General features: G+C 68.1%; 21 protein-coding genes. 14 read left to right on the top strand and 7 right to left on the bottom strand.

Annotated features, from left to right (window positions below):
* Window positions 1-6 precede the first annotated feature (6 nt).
* Window positions 7-615, top strand: a complete 609-nt coding sequence (locus BAC01S_RS31170; protein WP_043202078.1) for a flavin reductase family protein — start codon at window positions 7-9, stop codon at window positions 613-615.
* A 27-nt stretch (window positions 616-642) separates the two neighbouring features.
* Here the strand turns inward: BAC01S_RS31170 and BAC01S_RS12665 are convergent, their stop codons facing one another.
* The 3 genes from BAC01S_RS12665 to BAC01S_RS12655 form a co-directional block, all read right to left on the bottom strand.
* Window positions 643-1,791, bottom strand: a complete 1,149-nt coding sequence (locus tag BAC01S_RS12665) for an enoyl-CoA hydratase/isomerase family protein (protein WP_027795102.1) — start codon at window positions 1,789-1,791, stop codon at window positions 643-645.
* A gap of 34 nt (window positions 1,792-1,825) precedes the next feature.
* The gene (locus BAC01S_RS12660) at window positions 1,826-3,541 is read right to left on the bottom strand and encodes an AMP-binding protein (protein WP_027795101.1); all 1,716 of its coding nucleotides are present in this window, start codon (window positions 3,539-3,541) and stop codon (window positions 1,826-1,828) included.
* A gap of 76 nt (window positions 3,542-3,617) precedes the next feature.
* The gene (locus tag BAC01S_RS12655) at window positions 3,618-4,751 is read right to left on the bottom strand and encodes an acyl-CoA dehydrogenase family protein (protein ID WP_027795100.1); all 1,134 of its coding nucleotides are present in this window, start codon (window positions 4,749-4,751) and stop codon (window positions 3,618-3,620) included.
* Between the two features lie 266 nt (window positions 4,752-5,017).
* Between BAC01S_RS12655 and BAC01S_RS12650 the strand changes: the two genes are divergently transcribed.
* From BAC01S_RS12650 to BAC01S_RS12635, 4 genes are all read left to right on the top strand, one after another.
* Window positions 5,018-6,022: an AraC family transcriptional regulator gene (locus tag BAC01S_RS12650; protein ID WP_043202142.1), complete on the top strand. Its 1,005-nt coding sequence runs from the start codon at window positions 5,018-5,020 to the stop codon at window positions 6,020-6,022.
* A 77-nt stretch (window positions 6,023-6,099) separates the two neighbouring features.
* On the top strand, window positions 6,100-6,357 hold the full coding sequence (locus BAC01S_RS12645) for a DUF4148 domain-containing protein (protein WP_027795098.1): 258 nt from the start codon (window positions 6,100-6,102) through the stop codon (window positions 6,355-6,357).
* 331 nt (window positions 6,358-6,688) lie between these two features.
* Window positions 6,689-7,990, top strand: coding sequence for an NCS2 family permease (locus BAC01S_RS12640; RefSeq protein WP_027795097.1), 1,302 nt, complete (start codon window positions 6,689-6,691; stop codon window positions 7,988-7,990).
* Between the two features lie 130 nt (window positions 7,991-8,120).
* Window positions 8,121-8,651, top strand: a complete 531-nt coding sequence (locus BAC01S_RS12635; RefSeq protein ID WP_027795096.1) for a cytochrome b — start codon at window positions 8,121-8,123, stop codon at window positions 8,649-8,651.
* Window positions 8,652-8,815: 164 nt separating this feature from the next.
* Here BAC01S_RS12635 and BAC01S_RS12630 read toward each other — a convergent pair whose 3' ends face one another.
* Window positions 8,816-9,109 carry a DUF1488 family protein gene (locus BAC01S_RS12630; protein ID WP_027795095.1) on the bottom strand — a complete coding sequence of 98 codons (294 nt, stop codon included), beginning with the start codon at window positions 9,107-9,109 and terminating at the stop codon, window positions 8,816-8,818.
* A 329-nt stretch (window positions 9,110-9,438) separates the two neighbouring features.
* Between BAC01S_RS12630 and BAC01S_RS12625 the strand changes: the two genes are divergently transcribed.
* The 3 genes from BAC01S_RS12625 (at window position 9,439) to BAC01S_RS31165 (ending at window position 12,291) form a co-directional block, all read left to right on the top strand.
* Window positions 9,439-11,400: a sigma-54-dependent Fis family transcriptional regulator gene (locus BAC01S_RS12625; protein ID WP_027795094.1), complete on the top strand. Its 1,962-nt coding sequence runs from the start codon at window positions 9,439-9,441 to the stop codon at window positions 11,398-11,400.
* 21 nt (window positions 11,401-11,421) lie between these two features.
* A complete protein-coding gene (locus BAC01S_RS12620) occupies window positions 11,422-11,721 on the top strand; it encodes a 2Fe-2S iron-sulfur cluster-binding protein (RefSeq protein WP_027795093.1) in 300 nt (99 codons plus the stop codon).
* A 306-nt stretch (window positions 11,722-12,027) separates the two neighbouring features.
* Window positions 12,028-12,291 carry a DUF4148 domain-containing protein gene (locus BAC01S_RS31165; RefSeq protein ID WP_043202075.1) on the top strand — a complete coding sequence of 88 codons (264 nt, stop codon included), beginning with the start codon at window positions 12,028-12,030 and terminating at the stop codon, window positions 12,289-12,291.
* 136 nt (window positions 12,292-12,427) lie between these two features.
* Here BAC01S_RS31165 and BAC01S_RS12610 read toward each other — a convergent pair whose 3' ends face one another.
* The 3 genes from BAC01S_RS12610 to BAC01S_RS12600 all read right to left on the bottom strand — a co-directional run bounded on the left by BAC01S_RS12610 (window position 12,428) and on the right by BAC01S_RS12600 (window position 13,706).
* Window positions 12,428-12,622 carry a YqaE/Pmp3 family membrane protein gene (locus tag BAC01S_RS12610; RefSeq protein WP_027795092.1) on the bottom strand — a complete coding sequence of 65 codons (195 nt, stop codon included), beginning with the start codon at window positions 12,620-12,622 and terminating at the stop codon, window positions 12,428-12,430.
* A 32-nt stretch (window positions 12,623-12,654) separates the two neighbouring features.
* Window positions 12,655-12,849, bottom strand: a complete 195-nt coding sequence (locus BAC01S_RS12605; RefSeq protein ID WP_027795091.1) for a DUF1653 domain-containing protein — start codon at window positions 12,847-12,849, stop codon at window positions 12,655-12,657.
* Between the two features lie 131 nt (window positions 12,850-12,980).
* Window positions 12,981-13,706 carry a GntR family transcriptional regulator gene (locus BAC01S_RS12600; RefSeq protein WP_027795090.1) on the bottom strand — a complete coding sequence of 242 codons (726 nt, stop codon included), beginning with the start codon at window positions 13,704-13,706 and terminating at the stop codon, window positions 12,981-12,983.
* A 170-nt stretch (window positions 13,707-13,876) separates the two neighbouring features.
* Between BAC01S_RS12600 and BAC01S_RS31160 the strand changes: the two genes are divergently transcribed.
* The 6 genes from BAC01S_RS31160 to iaaH all read left to right on the top strand — a co-directional run bounded on the left by BAC01S_RS31160 (window position 13,877) and on the right by iaaH (window position 19,656).
* Window positions 13,877-15,127 (top strand): cyanate transporter, encoded by a 1,251-nt coding sequence (locus BAC01S_RS31160; RefSeq protein ID WP_043202073.1) that lies wholly within the window; start codon window positions 13,877-13,879, stop codon window positions 15,125-15,127.
* 180 nt (window positions 15,128-15,307) lie between these two features.
* The gene (locus tag BAC01S_RS33300; RefSeq protein ID WP_245616579.1) at window positions 15,308-15,694 is read left to right on the top strand and encodes a hypothetical protein; all 387 of its coding nucleotides are present in this window, start codon (window positions 15,308-15,310) and stop codon (window positions 15,692-15,694) included.
* 347 nt (window positions 15,695-16,041) lie between these two features.
* Window positions 16,042-16,710, top strand: a complete 669-nt coding sequence (locus BAC01S_RS12585) for an NADPH-dependent FMN reductase (protein WP_156954400.1) — start codon at window positions 16,042-16,044, stop codon at window positions 16,708-16,710.
* Window positions 16,711-16,966: 256 nt separating this feature from the next.
* On the top strand, window positions 16,967-17,182 hold the full coding sequence (locus tag BAC01S_RS12580; protein ID WP_027795087.1) for a hypothetical protein: 216 nt from the start codon (window positions 16,967-16,969) through the stop codon (window positions 17,180-17,182).
* 65 nt (window positions 17,183-17,247) lie between these two features.
* Window positions 17,248-18,168: a hypothetical protein gene (locus tag BAC01S_RS12575; protein ID WP_027795086.1), complete on the top strand. Its 921-nt coding sequence runs from the start codon at window positions 17,248-17,250 to the stop codon at window positions 18,166-18,168.
* Between the two features lie 33 nt (window positions 18,169-18,201).
* Window positions 18,202-19,656, top strand: coding sequence for an indoleacetamide hydrolase (gene iaaH / locus BAC01S_RS12570; RefSeq protein WP_027795085.1), 1,455 nt, complete (start codon window positions 18,202-18,204; stop codon window positions 19,654-19,656).
* Window positions 19,657-19,678 lie beyond the last annotated feature (22 nt).

Genomic DNA, 19,678 nt, shown 5'->3' with positions numbered 1-19,678 from the left:
CGCTCCATGACCACCGAAAATTTCCGCGAGAACGTCGATCTCGCCCGCTGCACGCGCCTGCTCAACCACGGCCCCGTCACGATCGTCACGAGCCAGCACGGCGCACGCGCGAACGTGATGGCCGCCTCGTGGGCCATGCCGCTCGATTTCGACCCGCCGAAGGTCGTGGTCGTGATCGACAGCCGCACGCTCACGCGCAAGCTCGTCGAAGCCAGCGGGGTGTTCGGCCTGCAACTGCCTGGCGCGGCATTCGCGCAGCAAACGCTCGCCGTAGGCACGAGCAACGGCGTGGAGTTCGACAAGTTCGCGGCGTTCGATCTGGAAACGTTCCGCGGCCAGAAGATCGACGTGCCGATGCTGGCCGCGTGCACCGCCTGGCTGGAATGCAAGGTGATTCCCGACGAGAGCCAGCGCCACGACCTCATCCTGGCCGAAGTCGTCGCGGCGTATGCGGACCGCCGGGTGTATTCGAACAACCGCTGGCACTTCGACGCCGCGCCCGAACTGCGCACCTGCCATTACGTGGCAGGCGGCACGTTCTTCGCGACGGGCGAACCGTTCGAGGTGCACGCCACGCCCTCGGCCGTGACCGAGAGCCGCACCGGAGAAGCCTGAGCGCCGCGCCGCCGGGCAAGCGTCGTGTCAGGCGCCGAGCCCCGCCAGCGGATGCGCGTCGCCGCGCCACGGCGACGTGAGGAAGTGCCGGACGCGCTCGGGACGCATCTCGGTCAGCGTGGCGGGCGCCCAGCGCGGCGTGCGGTCCTTGTCGACGAGATGCGCGCGCACGCCCTCGCAGAAGTCCCCCTCTTCGATCGCCCGCGCCACGATGCCGAGCTCCATGCGGAAGCTTTCAGCCAGCGTCATCTGCCGGCCGCGCAGCAGCGCCTCGCGCGTCACTTCGAGCATGGTCGGCGAATAGTGCGTGAGCGCGTCGAGCGTCGCGCGCCGCCATGCCTGTTGCGCTTCCGGCGCCCCGGTCTCGTTAGCGAGGTCGGCTCGCAAGGCTTCTACGATCTGCTCCACCGTTCTGCGCCGCTCGAAGTATTGCGCGATCAACGGCGCGTTCGGCGCCAGGTCGCCCGCCTGCGCATCGTGACAGGGCGCGTCGAACACGCGCCGCAGCGCGGCCTCGACATCGCCGTCCATCGCCGTCTGCGCAAGCCGCGCTTCGAAACCATCGAGCCATTCTCCCGGCACGCAACTATCCGCGAGTCCGCAATGGAGCGCGTCCGCACCGGAAAGCGTGATGCCGGTCAGGCCCACGTAAAGCTCCGTTTCCACCGGCATCACCGCGAGAAAATGCGTCGCGCCCACATCGGGCAAGAGGCCGATGCGCGTCTCCGGCATGGCGATCTTCGTGCGCGAAGTCGCAATTCGCAGCGCGGCCCCCTGGCCGAGGCCCATGCCCCCGCCCATCGTCACGCCGTCGAGCAGGGCGACGACCGGCTTCGAGAACGTATGCAGCGCATGGTCGAGCCGGTATTCGTCGACGAAGAACTGCTGCCAGCCGGTGTCGCCAAACCGCTCCCCGCGCCGGGCCAGCTGGTAGAGGGCGCGCACGTCGCCGCCCGCGCAGAAGCCTTTCGGCCCCGCCCCGTTGAGCACCAGGGCGGCGATTCCGTCGTCGGCCCGCACGCGTTCGAGCAGCGCGGCCAGGGTGCGCACCATGCCGTGCGAAAGCGCGTTGAGCGCGGCGGGACGGTTCAGCGTGACGATCGCGACGCGATTGACGACGCGAAACAGCACTTCGGCTTCCTGAGATGTCTGTGCGCACGCGGGTGTTGCATTCATTCCCTGGTTCTCCATTTCAATTTGCGGACGCGGATCAGCGCAGCTCGGGGAAATCCTCGTCCCAGTACTCGTCGGGCAGGCGCGCCATGTCGGCCGGGCGTTCCATCTCGCGGCGGCGCAGCTCGACGCGGCGAATCTTGCCGGAGATGGTCTTCGGCAGTTCGCTGAACTGAAGACGGCGAATGCGCTTGTACGGCGCGAGTTTTTCGCGCGAGAAGCGAAACACCTCGCGCGCCAGATCGGGACCGGCTTCGTAGCCCTGACGCACGATCACGTAGGCCTTCGGCACCGAAAGCCGCAATTCGTCCGGGCTCGGCACCACGGCGGCCTCGGCAATCGCCTCGTGCTCGATCAGCACGCTCTCCAGTTCGAACGGGCTCAGCCGGTAGTCGGACGACTTGAACACGTCGTCCGCCCGGCCCACGTAGACGTAGTAACCGTCGTCGCGCAGCATCGCGACATCGGACGTGTGGTAGTAGCCGTTGCGCATCGCGTGTTCGGTCGCTTTCGCATTGTTCGCATAGCCCGTCATGAGGCCGAGCGGCCGCTGCGTCGCACCGGGTCCCAACGGCAGTGCGATTTCGCCTTCGCTCGCGGGCTGGTCGTCGGTATCGACGAGTTCGACGCGGTAGCCCGGCAGCGGGCGGCCCATCGCCCCCGGCACCACGGGCTGGCCCGGCGGATTGCCCATCTGGCAGGTGGTTTCGGTCTGGCCGTAGCCGTCGCGGATCGTGATATTCCACGCATGGCGCACGCGCTCGATGATCTCCGGATTGAGCGGCTCGCCCGCGCCGACGATCTCGCGCAGCTTCACCGCATACGAGGCGAGCGGCTCCTGCACGAGCATGCGCCACACCGTGGGCGGCGCGCACAGCGTGGTCACGCCGCACTGCACGAGCGTGTTCAGCGTGTCTTTCGGCACGAAGCGCGCGTAGTTGTAGACGAACACGCAGGCCTGCGCGTTCCACGGCGCGAAGAAGCAGCTCCACGCGTGCTTGGCCCAGCCTGGCGAGCTGATGTTCCAGTGCACGTCGCCGGGCGTGAGGCCGATCCAGTACATCGTCGGGAGATGGCCGACCGGGTAGCTCTCGTGCGTATGCTCGACGAGCTTGGGCTTCGAGGTCGTGCCCGAGGTGAAGTAGAGCAGCAGCGTATCGCTCGCGCGCGTCGGAGCGTCGGGCACGAAGTCGGCGCTCGCCTCGCAGGCGCGCGAAAGATCGATCCAGCCCTCGCGCTGCGCGCCCACCGCAATACGTTTGATGCTCGCATCGAGCGCGTCGAATTTGGCCAGTTCCGCCGCGTCCACCACGACGTAGCGCGCCCCGCCCGTCTCGACGCGCTCGCGCACGTCGTCGGGCGAAAGCTGCGTCGTGGCGGGCAGCACCACGGCGCCCAGCTTCATCGCCGCCAGCATCACGTCCCACAGTTCGACGCGATTGGGCAGCATCAGGAGCAGACGGTCGCCACGCTTCACGCCCTGCTCGCGCAGGAAATTCGCCATGCGCGACGAACGCTCGGACATCTGGGCGAACGAGAGGCGCAGGCCGCCGCCCGCCGGATCGTCCACGATCCACAGCGCCGGGTTATCGTTGCCGCGCGCCATCACGTCGAAGTAGTCGAGCGCCCAGTTGAAGGCGTCGAGCTTCGGCCACGCGAATTCCTCATACGCTCGCGCGTAATCGGTACGATGGCGCAGCAGCAGGTCGCGGGCGTCGAGGAAAGCCCGCGCGGAAGGGGAATACCCGGTCATCGTCGTCTCCTTGATGGCTTTCGGCGCTCGCTTGCGCTCTGTCCGTGCCGTTCTTTTACTTCGCTATCCTTCGCATTCAGAGCTGCCGCGCAATCACCATGCGCTGCACTTCGCTCGTGCCTTCATAGATCTGCGTAATGCGTGCGTCGCGATAGTGACGCTCCACGGGGTAGTCGTTGAGAAAGCCATACCCGCCGTGAATCTGGATGGCATGCGAGCACACCTCCTCGGCCATCTCGGAAGCATAGAGCTTCGCCTGCGAGGCCTCGGAAAGACACGGCTTGCCCAGCGTGCGCAGCCGCGCCGCATGATGCACGAGATGGCGCGCGGCGTTGATGCGCGTGTGCATGTCCGCCAGCATGTTCGCCACGCTCTGGTGGCGGATGAGCGGCTCGCCGAACTGCACGCGTTCGTGCGCGTAGGCGCGTGCCGCATCGAAGGCCGCGCGCGCGATGCCGAGCGCCTGCGCCGCGATGCCGATGCGCCCGCCCTCGAGATTCGCCAGTGCGATCCGCAATCCCTCGCCGCGCTGGCCGAGCAGGTTCGCCTCGGGAATCGCGCAATCGACGAGCGCAATCGGGCAGGTATCCGAAGCGCGAATCCCCATCTTCTTCTCGGGCGGCCCCACGTTGAAGCCCGGCGTATCGGTCGGCACGATAAAGGCGGAGAGGCCGCGCTTGCCCGCGTCCGGATCGGTGACGGCGAATACGATCGCCACGTCGGCGCGCGCGCCGTTGGTCACGAACTGCTTGTTGCCGTTGAGCACCCACTGCCCGCCACGCAGTTCGGCGCGCGTGCGCAGGTTGTTCGCCTCGGAGCCCGCCTGCGGCTCGGTCAGGCAGAACGCGCCGATCAGCTCGCCCGCCGCCAGCTTGCGCAGATAGCGGTCCTTCTGCGCGTCGCTGCCGTACTGCAGGATCGGCCCGCACCCCACCGAGTTGTGCACGCTCACGAGCGTCGCACACGAAGCGCAGCCCGCCGCGATCTCCTCCATCGCGAGCGCGTAGGCCACGTAGTCGGTGTAGGCGCCGCCCAGCTCCTGCGGCACGATCATGCCGAGGAAGCCCAGTTCGCCCATCTGCTTCACCACCTCGTCAGGCAGCTTGCCGTCGCGGTCCCATTGCGCCGCATTGGGCGCGAGACGCTCGGTTGCGAAGTCGCGCGCGGCGTCGCGGATCATGCGCTGATCCTCGGTGTAGAAATCGTCCATCTGTGTCCCCTTCCGTCTCTTCCTTGCGACCGGCGTGCTGCAACGCGGCACGATGCGCGCCGCACGTCCTGCCATCCACTGTCGCGCCCCGCGGCCTTTGCCGCAAGACTTGCGAAAAGTGTAGGCATCCCGGCCGCGGCCTTCCATGTCCGCCGCGCTCAAACTCGCTGATCGGATTTACCATGTCGGGCACGACAACGCTTCCTGGAGCGCATTGCTTGCAGCACGACAAATCGACCCGCCTGAGCGAAAAAGGCACCATCGCAATGAGCCTCGTCAACGAGACGCTCACGCTCGCGCGTTCGCGCGGGCTCGATGTCGGCCCGGTACTGGAGGCCGCGGGCATCGCGCGAGCCGCGCTGACGTCGCCACGCGCCCGCGTGAGCGCGGCGCAATACGGCGCGCTGTGGTCCGGCATCGCCCGTGCGCTCGACGACGAATTCTTCGGCCAGGACTCCCACGCCATGAAGAGCGGCAGCTTCGTCGCCATGACGCGCACGGCACTCACCGCCCGCACGGGACGGCACGCGCTGCAGCGGGCGGCGGGCTTCATGCAGCTCGTGCTCGACGACCTGGCCGGCCACGTCGAAATCGACGCCGCGCGCGTGCGGATCGCGTTCGTCCACCGCGAAGGCACGCCCACGCCAACGCTGTTCGCCTGCGCGACGTGGTTCATCCTCGTGTACGGGCTCGTGTGCTGGCTCGTAGGGCAACGCATTCCGCTCATCGCGGCGCGCTTCCGCTGTGCGGCGCCGGCCGCCGTCGACGAGTACCGCCTGATGTTCTGCGACGACATGACCTTCGATCAGGAGGCGTCCTATGTCGATCTCGCGCCGGGCTTCCTCGAGCTGCCGGTGATCCAGACGAGCGCGTCGGTGCGCGCCTTCCTGCGCAACGCGCCCGGCAACTTCGTCGTGAAGTACCGCAATCCCGGCTCGTTCGCCGCACGCGTGCGCCGGACGCTGCGCGCGCTGCCCGCCACCGCCTGGCCCGATGCCGACGTCATCGCGCACCGGCTCAACGTGGCGCCCGCCACGCTGCGGCGCCGGCTCAGGCAGGAAGGCCACAGTTGCCAGTCGATCAAGGACGCCTTGCGCTGCGAGCTGGCGATCGCGGCGCTCGAAGATCCGGCGCGCTCGGTGGCCGACGTCGCGGCGGCCGTGGGATTCGCCGAGCCGAGCGCCTTCCATCGCGCGTTCCGCAAATGGACCGGCATGCGGCCGGCCGACTACCGGCTCGCAAGACGGCGCGAGGCGGGCCAGCGCAGCTGAGTGCACCCGTTCGCCTTTTGTTTATTGGGATAAGACCTATACTTATTAGGGTAATTCCTGGTACGAAAGGCATCGCCATGATTTCCCTCTCGCGTATCACGCTCGGCCTGCTCGTGGCCGGCTGCTCGGTGGCGTCGGCTTCGGCCCTCGCCCAGCCCTACAATCCCGCCGCGCCGATGACCCGCGCCCAGGTTCGCGCCGACCTGGCCGACTGGCGCGCCGCGGGCTACGATCCGCTCGACTGGATCGACTATCCCGAGAACGCCCAGCGTGCGGGCGCCATCGTGGCCGAGCGCCGCGCCGAGCGCGCGAACGCCATGGGACAGCCGAAATGACGCGCGGACCGCTCAGGTCCGCCCCCTCCTCGCCGGCGTGAGCCCGCGGCCCGCGCCGGCGCGCCCGAACGCATGAATCCTTGCGGACGCACCGGTGAGCCCTTGAGGCCGGCGTTCTCTTATTGTGCATCCGCACAAGCGTTGCCGGCCACCGCCCGATCCCGCCCCCCTGTTGCACCCGCTCCACGCCGGCAGCGGCATTTCGGCACTTTGCCGGCAAGCTTGATTACAATCCCGCCCGTAGCCGCGCGCTTCCGGCAGTCGCGAGACCCTGCCCGGCGGCGCCCTCCACAACAACGCAATCCGCTCGACACTCAAAGGCCCGATCCTCATGGACGCCATCAAACGCTATTTCGGTTTCGAAGAAGCAGGCACCGACCTGCGCACCGAACTGCTCGCCGGCTTCACCACCTTCCTCACGATGGCCTACATCATCTTCGTGAATCCGGCCATCCTCGGCGACGCCGGCATGCCGAAGGACGCGGTGTTCGTCGCCACCTGCCTCGTTTCGGCGCTCGCCTCGATCATCATGGGCCTCTACGCGAACTACCCGATCGCGCTCGCGCCCGGCATGGGCCTGAACGCCTACTTCGCCTACGCGGTGGTCAAGGGCATGGGCTTCACGTGGGAAGCGGCGCTCGGCGCCGTGTTCATCTCCGGTTGCCTGTTCTTCATCGTCACGCTGCTGCGCGTGCGCGAGGCCATCATCAACGGCATTCCGCATTCGATCCGCGTGGCGATCACGGCCGGCATCGGGCTCTTTCTCGCGATCATTTCGCTCAAGACGGCGGGCGTGATCGTCGGCAACCCGGCCACGCTCGTCACGCTCGGCAACCTGGGCGACCCGCATACGATCCTCGCGATCATCGGCTTCTTCGCGATCGTCACGCTCGACGTGCTGAAGGTGCGCGGCGCGATCCTGATCGGCATCGTGGGCGTCACGGTCCTCTCGTTCTTCTTCGGCGGCAACCAGTTCCACGGCATCTTCTCGGCGCCGCCGTCGATCGCCCCGACCTTCGCGCACCTCGACATCAAGGCCGCACTCTCGACCGGCGTGCTGAACGTGGTCCTCGTGTTCTTCCTCGTCGAACTGTTCGACGCCACCGGCACGCTGATGGGCGTGGCCAACCGCGCCGGCCTCCTCGTGCACGGCAAGATGCACCGCCTGAACCGCGCGCTGCTCGCGGACAGCACCGCGATTCTCGCGGGCTCGATTCTCGGCACCTCGTCGACGACGGCCTATATCGAAAGCGCCTCGGGCGTGCAGGCGGGCGGCCGCACCGGCTTCACCGCGCTGACCGTGGCCGTTCTGTTCCTCGCATGCCTGTTCGTCGCGCCGCTCGCGGGCGTGGTGCCCGGCTACGCGACCGCGCCCGCGCTGCTCTACGTCTCGTGCCTGATGATGCGCGAGATCGCCGGGCTCGACTGGGACGACGCCACCGAAGCCGTGCCGGCCGCGCTCACCGCGCTGACCATGCCGTTCACGTACTCGATCGCCAACGGCGTGGCGTTCGGCTTCATTTCGTATGCGGGCCTGAAGCTGCTGACCGGACGCGCGCGCCAGGTCAAGCCGATCGTGTGGATCATCGCGGCGGTGTTCCTGTTCCGCTTCTTCTATCTCGGCAGCGAGTAAGCGTGCGGAGGCGGGCTACTGCGAAGATACGGCGCCACGTCAAGCTGTCCGGCCGTCAAACTGCCGCGCCGGCCGCGACCTCCTTATCATAGGCAGCCAGATTCGACGTTCCCCGCCTACAGGAGCCCCCTTGGCCACCTACCCCGCCGCCGACCGCTACTCGAAGCCCGCCATCTTCTTCCACTGGGCCATCTTCCTGCTCGTCGCGCTCGCCTATCTCGCGATCGAAGTGCGCGGCCCCAAGGGCACGGACAGCCGCGTGTTCTGGAGCAACGTGCATTTCTGGGCCGGGACGCTCGTGCTTTCGCTCGCGGTCCTGCGGCTCTTGTGGCGCCTGTGGCACGGCGCCCCCGCCGACATCGACGCGAACCGCCTGCTCGCGTTCCTCTCCCGGCTCGTGCACCTCGCGCTCTATCTGTTCATCTTCGTGCAGCCGCTGCTCGGCATCCTGATGATCAACACGGGGGGACACCCGGTCACGCTCGCGGGCCTCGACCTGGAGATCACGCTGGTGGGCGCCGATCCGGTCGCGCGCAAGTTTCTCCATGGCGCGCACGTATTGATCGGCAATGCGTTCTATTGGGTGATCGGCGTGCACGCGCTCGCGGCCATCGGCCACCATGTCGTGCTGCGCGACAACACGCTGCGGCGCATGGTCTGAACGCGTGAAACGCGCCAGCGCGTACCAACAGGTCCAAGCGCATCTACGCACACAAGCCGCGCGAACAGGCCGCATAAACGCGCCGCCGGGCTTGCAGCCCGGCGGAAAAATCGATTCAGGAGAATACGCGGGGAAAAGCGCCCGCCGCGCGGGCGCCCAAAACTTCAGGACACCACGGCGTGCGCCTGCACGAAGCGGACATAGCCGCTGCGCAACACGAGGCATTGCGCGCGCGTCTCCGACAGCAGCCGGCGCGCGACCGCTTCGATCCGGTCGCGATGATGGTCGAATGCGTCGAGCATGTCTTCTGCACGCGTGGAAGCCGCGCCAAAGTGATCCTCAAGCGCCGCGGCCGTGATGGTGCACTCCACCCTCTCTCCATCGATCATCGCCGGAAACGCCAGGGTCAATTCGGGCCCCGAATACTCGGGGACTTCATCTGGAAACAGGATCTGCATGGTCTGGCCTTCGGGGTTGAGGGTGAACGGGCCGCGCTGCCTATGCCCCTCCCTGGCGCGCGCGCGGAACAACGCGTCAACCGCCGCGTGCACTGCCCGGCCTGATTCGTTTGCGACGGTTGATGGGATTCACTTTAGACGACTTCCGGCAAGCCGCAAGGCCAGCGTTGTCGCATGGGGGAAAATACGTGCCCGGGACATCTTCAAACCGTGGATCGTGAGCACCACGGCAATCCTGTACCATGGAGCGACGCAAGTGTGGCGAAGCGCGCCGTGCTGCAACGCAGCGGCGCGCGCACCGCAGCCACCCAGAACAACCGGAGACATGAGTGACCCGACGCCCCGTCACGCCGCACGACGCGGCCCGCGCGGACACCATCGCGCAAGCTCACGCGCGCTCGCGCGCCCTCGGGCTGCGCGCCGCCGAGGCGCCCGATTTCGAGCCGCTGCGCGCGGCGGCGCTGCGCGACCTCGTCGAAGCCAACCATGCGCTCTATCACCACGCACGCCCCGTGATGGACGCGCTGCACGCGCAGATCGTCGATACGCAGAGCATGGTGCTGCTGACCAACCGCAACGGCGTGATCCTGCACAGTCTCGGCGATACCGATTTCGTCGCGAAAGCGCGGCGCGTGGCGTTGCGGCCTGGCGTATCGTGGGCGGAGCAAGATCGCGGCACGAACGCGATCGGCACGGCGCTCGTCGACGGCCAGCCAACCACCATCCACGCCGACGAGCATTTCCTGCACGCTAACCACATCCTCACCTGCTCTTGCGCGCCCATCGCCGATCCTTACGGGCGCACGATCGGCGCCCTCGACGTGAGCGGCGATCCGCGCGGCTTCAACAAGCACACGCTGGCGCTCGTGCGCATGTCGGCGCAGATGATCGAGAACCAGCTCTTCAACACGGATTTCGCCGACGCCGTGAGGCTGCAGTTCCACGCCCGGGCCGAGTTCATTGGTACGCTGTACGAAGGATTGGCGGCCTTCTCTCCGGACGGGACGCTGCTTTGTGCGAACCGCAGCGCACTGTTCCAGTTCGGCGCGCCGCTTGCCGATCTGCAGCGGCGCGACTTCGCGGCGCTGCTCGGCATCGCCTTCCCGGCTTTCATGCAGCAGTTGCTGCGCGCCAATGGCGATCTCGTCACGCTCACGCTGCCGGGCGGGGTGCGCGTGCTCGCGCGCGGCATGCCCGGCGCGGCCTTCGGAACCTGGGCGCCGCGGGCCGCCATCGCACCGCAGCATGCCGAGCCTGCGGCGAAAACCACGCCGAACGCGACGCCGGCTACACCACCGGACGCGCCGCAACCCACACTCGCCGATCTCGACACGGGCGACGCGCGCATGCACGTTGTCCTGCAGCGCGTGGCGCGCGTGCGCGGCCGCGATATCCCCGTGCTCGTGCTTGGCCGCACGGGCACGGGCAAGGAATGGCTCGCGCGGGCGCTGCATCATGACTCGCCGCGCCGCGACGCTCCCTTCGTCGCGCTCAACTGCGCGGCCCTGCCCGACTCGCTGATCGAAGCCGAGCTCTTCGGCTACGAAGACGGCGCCTTCACGGGCGCAAAGCGGCGGGGCCATCCCGGCAAGATCGTGCAGGCGAATGGCGGCACGCTCTTTCTCGACGAAATCGGCGATATGCCGCTCGCCCAGCAGGTGCGGCTCATGCGCGTGCTGCAGGAGCGTGCGGTCGTGCCCCTCGGCGGAACCCGCGCGGTGCCGGTGGACCTGCGCGTCGTCTGCGCAACGCACCGCGATCTGCGCGCGATGATCGCCGAAGGTACCTTCCGCGAGGATCTTTACTACCGCATCAACGGACTCGCCGTGACGCTGCCGCCGCTCGCCGAACGCAGCGACCTCGACACGCTCGTCGAACGCCTGCTCGAAACCGTGCGGCGCGAGGTGCGCGACGCGCCGACGCGGCTCACGCCCGCCGTGCGCGCCCTGTTCGGACGCTGCCGCTGGCCGGGCAACCTGCGCCAGCTTGCCAACGTGTTGCGCACCGCGGCGATCCTGGCCGAAGGCGAAGCCGCCATCGACCTCGACCATCTGCCCGAAGATCTGCTGCCCGACTGCGCGGCGCCCCCCGCCGAAGCCGACGTGCACGCGGCCGGCGCGCCGGATGCGCCGCGCCCTTCATGCGCCTCGCGCCCCTCGCGGCTCGAAGACTGCCGGGCTGCCCTCGTCGAAGAGGCGCTTGCGCGGCATCGCGGCAACGTCTCCGCAGCCGCGCGCGAACTGGGGCTCGCGCGCAACACGGTCTACCGGCATTTGCGGCAGCGGCGCTGACCTCGTGGGAGCATCGATCTCGTGAGCGCCAATTCCCGGGGGCCGCACGTGCGCGTCGAACCGCTCGGCGTGACGTTCGAAGCGCCGCCGGAACTCACCTTGCTGGAGGCGGCGGGCTTCGCCGGCATCCGTCTGCCGCGCATGTGCCGCAATGGCACGTGCCGCACTTGCCTGTGCCGCGTGACAAGCGGCGAAGTGCGCTTCACGATCGAATGGCCGGGCCTCAGCCGGGAAGAAAAGGCCGAGGGCTATGTGCTGACCTGCGTGGCGGTCGCGCTGACCGATCTGGTGCTCGACGTGCCCGACGCCTCAATAGCCTGACCGGCAGGCATCGGTCTTCTTCCCGCCCCTTTACCGGTAGTCCGGCTCGCCCGCCAGCCGCTCCTCTCCGCCCAAAATCCGCAACAATCGCCCGCTCCGCGGCAAAGCGCGCCAGCACTCGCCATGCCCGGTGCAAGGCGTATTGAAGCCCGTTTTGTATGACCAATAGGGCGGACGATTGTTGTTTCCAGGAGAATAGTGAATTCGTTTTTTAGGTATTTACCCTAATCATGCAAACGCCTACATTGCCGTCATGGGCGCGACGCTTATGCACGCGCCTCTCATACAAGATATTGGAGGTACGTCATGAAGTCACTTCTCAAGGCAGCCCTGGTGGCCGCCGTCATCGCAGTCCCGGTAGCCTCGTTTGCCCAGGAACAGCAACAACAACCGGTCACCCGCGCCGAAGTGAAGTCCCAGCTCTCGCAGCTGCGCGCCGCCGGCTACGATCCGAACGACTGGATGCACTACCCGGAAAACATCCAGGCTGCCGAAGCCAAGGTGAACGCGCAAAACGCCGCTACGGCTTACGGTCCGGCGACGAACGGTACGTCGCAGTCCGGCCAGTAATTCCGCCTGACGCGTGCAGCTGCACGCGGTCAGACGCATCGGGCCCGCTTTCTCGCAAGAGAGGCGGGCCCGGTTGTTTTTGGGCGGCGTTCAATGCGGACGGTCGCCATCACCCCGGCTTCCCTCAGGACGGCGGTTATGAACGCCTGCCGAACGCGGCGTCGATCTTCTGGTCGGTGCGGAACTGGCTCAACGCATAGACGGCCCAGATGGCGGCAGGAATCCAGCCGATCAGCGTGATCTGCAGGATCAGGCAGACAATCCCCGCGACCGGACGGCCAATCGTAAAGAACAACAGCCAGGGCACGATAAGAGCAATCAGGAGACGCATATCCGGTTATTCCTTGCGGCGAGTTCGGGGAATCAGTTGACGGGGGCAAAGCGAGGCACGAGCGAGCCTTCATGCTCGACGAGTTCGAAGAAGACCGAAGCGGGCCGCGTCCAGATCGTGCCGTTCGCCGCGCGATACACGATCATCGTGACCGATGGATCGGCTTCGAGCGTCGCCTCGCAGACCAGTTCGTATATGCCGCCCTTGTAATGCCGATATCGCACCATGGCGTTCCCCTCATGGATGGCGCGAGTGGTCCCCGCGCAATCGCGCTAGTTTAGCAACGATCGCCGGATGGGCAGAACCGCCTGAAAGCACGAGCCGGCTGCGGCACGTACCGATGGATTGACGACGGCGCTCAGCGAGGCGCGAACACGGCCTTCAGATCGCGACCGGCGCGCATGCGCACCTGCTCGAGCACGCGCGCTTCCAGTTCTGCAAGATGCAGGCGCATGGCATCGAGCGCCGCCCCCGGCGCGCCGCGCTCCAGCGCGGCGATGATCTGCTCGTGTTCCTCGGGCGCGCACAGCGACGCTTTCGACGGATCGAACAGCGCCTTGTACAGCTCGGTCTTCGCCACGAGCGGCGCGAGCACGCCGACAAGCGCCGCGCCGCCCGCGAGCTCGGTCAGCAGCAGATGGAACTGACCGGCCAGCCGCACGGCCTCGTCCACGCGCGCTTCCTTATAGGCCTTTCTCTCGCTGCGCACGTGCGCGGCGAGGCGCCGCCGCGCCGTCGCATCCAGCGCACCGCACAAGCTCACAACGACACCCGCCTCCACCACCTGCCGCGCACGATAAACGGCGTGCACGTCCTCCTCCGAAGGCGACGGCACGAAGGCGCCGCGATTGGGCTCCAGCACGAGCTTGCCTTCGTGGCCGAGCCGCGCGAGCACCTTGCGCAGCGCGCCGCGCGTGCACCCGAGGGCGGCGGCGAGCTCGCGCTCCACCAACTGCTGCCCCGGTGCCAGCCGGCCTTGCAGCAAGGCCGACGAGATCGATGCGTAGACGAGCGCCTCGGCGTCGGCGGGATCGTCGGCTTGCGGAGCGGGAGACGGGGCGGCTAAACGGGATCGGGTGACCATGAAGCAATGCGCGGTAGCGGTATCAGGCTCGCATTGTAGCGACGCGCGCGCAGCGGCGAAACCTGCGCCATGGCGCGTCGTCGATCATTCGGCCTATGCCGGGTATAGCAATGCGGTTAACCATATTTTGTTATCATGGTTAACCAAAATGCTTCGCAAAGGTTGACCAGATGACGTCCCGTTCCGCCCCCACCGCCAGCGCGGCGACCACGTTCGCCTGGTACGCGACCATCGTCGCGATCGGCCTCAATCTGCGCCCGCTGCTCACCTCGCTCAGCCCGCTCATGACGACCATTCGCGGCGCAACCGGGCTCAGCTTCTCAGGCGCGTCGCTGCTCACCAGCCTGCCGGTCGTCGCGATGGGGCTCGGCGCGTTCGGCACCGGCTGGCTCGCGCGGCGCGTCGGCGAAGCGCGCGGCGTCGCGCTCGGGCTCGCCGCCATCGCGGCGGCCTGCGGCGCGCGCGCCGTCACGTCGAGCGGCGCCGCGCTCATGCTCTCCGCCGCCGTTGCCGGCGCCGGCGTCGCCGTCATCCAGGCGCTCCTGCCCGCCGTCATGAAGCAGCGTTTCGCGCAGCGCGTGCCGCTCGCGATGGGGCTTTTTTCGGCGTCGATCATGGGCGGCGGCGGCCTCGGCGCGAGTCTCAGCCCCTGGGTGGCGCGCCTGTGGGCCTCCTGGCACATGGCGCTCGCCGTCTGGGCCCTGCCCGCGCTCGCCGCGCTGGCGATCTGGGGCGCGCTCAATCGCCGCGCGCGCGGGGAGGCCGCTGCGTCAGGCGCCTCCACCGGTGCGCCCGCAACGGCCCACGTGCCGCTCTGGCGCAAGCGCCGCGCCTGGAGCCTCGGCCTGCATTTCGGCCTCGTCAACGGCGGCTATACGAGCCTCGTCGCGTGGCTGCCCGCGTACTACCAGCAGCATGGGGCAAGCGTCGCGGCAAGCGGCTCGCTGCTCGCCGCCATGACCGTCTTCCAGGCCGTCAGCGCCCTGCTGCTGCCGGTTGCGGCAGCCAACTTCACCGACCGCCGGCCGTGGCTCATCGCCGGGCTCTGCGCGCAGTTCGTCGGCGTGGTCGGGCTCGCCGCGCGGCCCGAGGCGGCGCCGCTCCTGTGGGTCGCCGCGGCGGGCGCGGGGCTCGGCGGCACGTTCTCGGTCACGCTCGTCACCGCGCTCGACCATTGCGCCGATCACCGCGTCGCCGCGCGGCTCGTCGCGTTCGTGCAGGGCGTAGGCTTCGTGATCGCCGCCCTCGCGCCGATCGTGGCAGGCCGCGTCCGCGATCTGACCGGCAGCTTCACGGCCGCGTGGCTCATGCTCGCCGTTTCCATCGCGGCGATGATCGTGCTCACCCTCGCTTTTTCGCCGCGCAGCTACGGGCGCTGGCTCGGCCTGCACAGCCCCGTCATCGGGGGCCAGAACGCCTGACCGCCGTGGTCGGGCATTGCGATACCTCCGCGCAACACCGCCTCGTCCGCATCTCTCCAAACGTTTGCATTAGCGGCTGTACGGATGTACAGTGCGTGCAGCCTGCCATCGGGCTGCCGCCACGCGCGTATCCTGTCCGCCGTGCCGGCCCGGACAGGTCATCAACACGGAGAAGACGACGTGCGATTCATCATGACGGGGACCTTGCTGTGCGTCCTCGCATCCTCCGCGCTCGCGGGGGAGCACTACATCGAGATCTGGAATCCGCCAGAAGCGCGCACGCCCGGAGGGCACCCGGGAACGCCCGGCAAGACCGCGCATGCCCACCACGGCACGAAGCACAAGCTCGCGTCGGCCGATAGCCTCACTACGCGCAAGGTCGCGGAGCCCGCCGTGCGCGCCAGCGCACCCGTCGTTCCGGTCACGCCCGGCAACACGGCACCGCACGAAAACCGGATGCCGGAAATCCCGCCGCAGATCGGCCCCGACGGCAACGTGCTCCAGGTGAGCTACCGGGTACCCGCCCAGTCTTCCCGCTCCCCAGCGCTCAAGCCCGGCGCGCAATGATCCCGGCGCGGCCGCGCCAGAACCCTCTCGCAAAAAAACGGCCCCGGTCACCATGCGGTGCGGGGCCGAATCCCATGTCGAGGAGACGTCATGGAGGAGACGGTTTGATCTTGGCCAGCCACCCTCGCATGGCCCAACCAATGTTTTCGCATATCCATATGGCGAGCCCCGCTGCAAAGCAGTCCACGGGATCGCGCATATCGGTGCGCATATATCGTTAGAACAAAAAGTCGGTTCGTGGCACTCCGCGCGCTGACTAAGATGGCGCATCGGCCTTCGTTATCCGGGCTCGGGGCGCGCCGGCCCGCGCGCCTCGCATCCAGAGCCCGTTCACGCCATCCAGGGAGATGTCCTTGAGCCTTTCCGATACCCCGCGCCGTCCGCTCGTCGTCGGCATCGGCGGCACGACGCGCGCCGCTTCGTCGACCGAACGCGCGCTCGGCTTCGCCTTGCGCGGCGCCGAGCACGCCGGCGTACGCACCCGCCTGTTCGGCGGCGCCTTCCTGCACAGCCTGCCGCACTATGCGCCCGAAAGCGAGACGCGCACCGACGAGCAGCTCGAACTGATCGAAGCGGTCCGCGCGGCCGACGCCGTGATCATCGCGACACCCGGCTACCACGGCGGCGTGTCGGGCCTCGTGAAGAACGCGCTCGACACGCTCGAAGAACTGCGCGCCGACGCGCGCCCCTACCTCGACGGCCGCGCCGTGGGCTGCATCGTGACCGCCTACGGCTGGCAGGCCGCGGGCTCCGTGCTGACCTCGCTGCGCTCGATCGCGCACGCGCTGCGCGGCTGGCCGACGCCGTTCGGCGCGGGGATCAACACGCTCGAAACGCGCTTCGAGAGCGCGCAGCATTGCTCGGATCCCAAGGTGATCGAACAGCTTTCGACAGTCGGTTTGCAGGCCGCGCAATTCGCGCTGGCCTTCAATGCGCATCGCATCGCGACGAGCGCGCCGGCAAGCGACGCGGCCAACGAGGCGCACAACAAAAACCGGCTCAGCCTCGCCGTCTGAGTCTCGATGCACCGGGCGGCGCCGGGCGGTCGTGCTCGTGCGCCATCCCACAGACAGCCCGGGCATGGCGGGTCCACATTGAAGCCGGACTCGCAACTCGCCTCATCCCGATCCCCCTGCTGACCGTTCCAGGCCGCCGGTGATTTGCTTGCGACGAAAGATTGGTTCCGTCCGCACGCGCCAGTGTCTACGCTGGCCCCGTGCCTGCGCCTCCCGCGTTGCGCGCCATCGCCAGATCAGCAGAGATCACAACGCCATGAACGCATTCATCCGCTACAAGGGCTACGAAGTCGCCACAGCGGCCCAGCGTCAGCCGAACGGCCTCTTCGCCGCCAACCTGACCATCGGCACGCAGCCGGGCCAGACGCGCTCGTTCGACGCGCTCGACTACTTCTTCGACGAAGAGCACGCACTCGCCTACGCATTCCGCTGGGCGCGCATGTGGATCGACGAGCAACGCCGCTGCGCGTGATCGCGCCAGCTGTCCTTACGGTTGTGACAGAATAGGAGCCACATCACCGCCACCGATCACGCTCCATGTCCGAAACCCTGACGCATACGGACGAAGCCGCCGCCTTCGCCGCCGACCAGGACGCTGCGCTGCGGCGCTGGACCTATGACACGCCAGGGCCCATCAAAATCGGATCGGAAGAGCATCGCAAGATGTTCTGCAAGATGCTGCTCGAAACGCACGATCCGTATCGCCCCGCCGTGCTCGACTGGCCCAAGCTTGCGCCCGACGCGCTCCAGCGCCTCACCTCGCTCCCCATCTGGGACATGGCCGTGCAGACCGAGGGCCGCGCGTCGATCCGCGTGAAAACCTATGCCGACACCGTGCGCGAGCCGTTGCTGCGCGAAGCGCTGCACATGGACGCCGACGAAGAGGCGCGCCACAAGGTCGTGCTCTCGCACCTGGTCGAGGCCTACGGCATCGCCCTCGCGCCCGAGCCCGCCTACCCGGCCCCGCCGAAGCCCGAATGGGCGTGGATGTTCACGGGCTACAGCGAGTGCATCGACAGCTTCTTCGCGTTCGGCCTGTTCCGCGCGGCACAGCGCTCGGGCTACTTCCCCGCCGAACTCGTGGAAACCTTCGAGCCCGTGATCCAGGAAGAGGCCCGCCACATCCTGTTCTTCGCCAACTGGGTTGCGTGGTATCGCAAGAACATGCCGTGGTGGCGCCGGCCATGGCATGCTGTGCGCGTAGCGGTGATCTCGTTCCTGCTCGTCTGGGAGCGGCTTGCGATCGCACGCGGCATCGACGCGGAAGGGGTCGCGCACGATTCGAACTTCCTGCCCGCGAACCGCGAGACGATTGGCGCCGCGCTCGGTCCGCGCGAGATGCTGGAACTGTGCCTGAAGGAAAACGACGAACGGATGAGCGGCTACGATTCGCGCCTGCTGCGCCCGACGTTCGTGCCCGCGCTCGCGCGATTCGCGCTGCGCTTCATGAAGCGCTGAGCGCCGGCGCCGCCGCTCAAGGAGAACGACTGCATGACATGGTCTGTCGACAAGCAGGTCGAACTCACCTCGACGCAAGCCGTCGAGGCGATCCAGGCCGGCAAGCTCAAGGCTGCCGATTACGCGGCGACGCTGCTCGCGCGCGCTCACGCGCTCTCGAACCTGAACGCGCTCACCGTGCTCGACGTCGAGGGCGCGCTCGCCGCGGCGCGCCGTATCGACGCGCTGGGGCCGAACGAGCGGGCCCGCCTGCCGCTCGCGGGGCTGCCCGTCGTCGTGAAGGACAACATCAACACGCGCGGCCTGCAGACGGCAGCCGGCACGCCCGCGCTCGAAGGCTTCGTGCCGGCGCGGCACGCGCCTTCGGTGCAGCGGCTCGTCGACGCGGGCGCGGTCATGCTCGGCAAAGCCAACATGCACGAACTCGCGTTCGGCATCACGAGCACGAACCTGAACCCGAGCGCCGGCCCCGTTCGCAATCCTTACGATCCTGAACGTATTCCCGGCGGCTCGTCGGGCGGCACTGCCGCCGCGATCGCCGCGCGCATCGTGCCCGCGGGGCTCGGCACCGACACCGGCGGCTCCACGCGCATTCCCGCCGCGCTGTGCGGCATCGTGGGACTGCGGCCCTCGGTGGGCGACGGCGGCACGCACCGGCGCTATCACGATCCGCAGGCCGTCGTGCCGATCAGCCACACGCGCGACACGGTCGGGCCGATGGCGCGCACCGTCGCCGACGTCGCACTGCTCGACAGTGTCATCACGGGACACGGCCCGCTGGCGCAGGCCGCGGTCTCGAACCTGCGCATCGGGCTGCCGGCGCCGCTCTGGGAAGGGCTCGAAATCGCGCTGGAAGACGCGCTGCGCGAAGCCACGGCGAAGCTCGAAGCGGCGGGCGTGACGCTCGTGCCCGTGGAGATGAACGAACTGCTGTCGATCAACGATCGCGTGAGCCTCGCCATCGCCCTGCACGAGCCGATCGAGGACCTGCATGCGTGGCTCGTGGCGAACCAGGCGCCGGTGCGAAGCGTGGCCGACGTGGCGGCGCGCATTGCGAGCCCGGACGTGCGCGCGGCCTACGACGCGATCCTCGCCGACGCGCGAGGCGGCGACTATCAAACGGCGCTCACGATCTGGCGCCCGCGCCTGCAGCAGCTTTACGCGCAGACCTTCTCGGCCTGCGGCCTCGACGCGCTGCTGTTCCCCACCACGCGGCTTGCCGCCGTTCGCATCGACGAACTCAACGGCTCGTCGCGCGTCTCGATCGACGGCGCGGCGCCCATCGACGAAATGGGCGCCTACCTGCGCAACACCGATCCGGGCAGCAACGCCGGGATTCCGGGCCTCGCGCTGCCCGCCGGCCTCGCGCATGGACGGCTGCCGGTGGGACTCGAACTCGACGGCCCGGTCGGCAGCGACCGGCGGCTGCTGGCGATCGGGCTCGCGTTCGAGCAGATTCTGGGCACGCTGCCCGCGCCGGTGATCTGAGGCGCGGCGCGCCCCCAACACC

It is taken from the genome of Paraburkholderia acidipaludis NBRC 101816, from assembly GCF_000684975.1.
Classification (GTDB): Bacteria; Pseudomonadota; Gammaproteobacteria; order Burkholderiales; family Burkholderiaceae; genus Paraburkholderia; species Paraburkholderia acidipaludis.
Note: the sequence above shows the minus strand (reverse complement) of the source record. Positions and strands in the feature narration are given on the sequence as shown.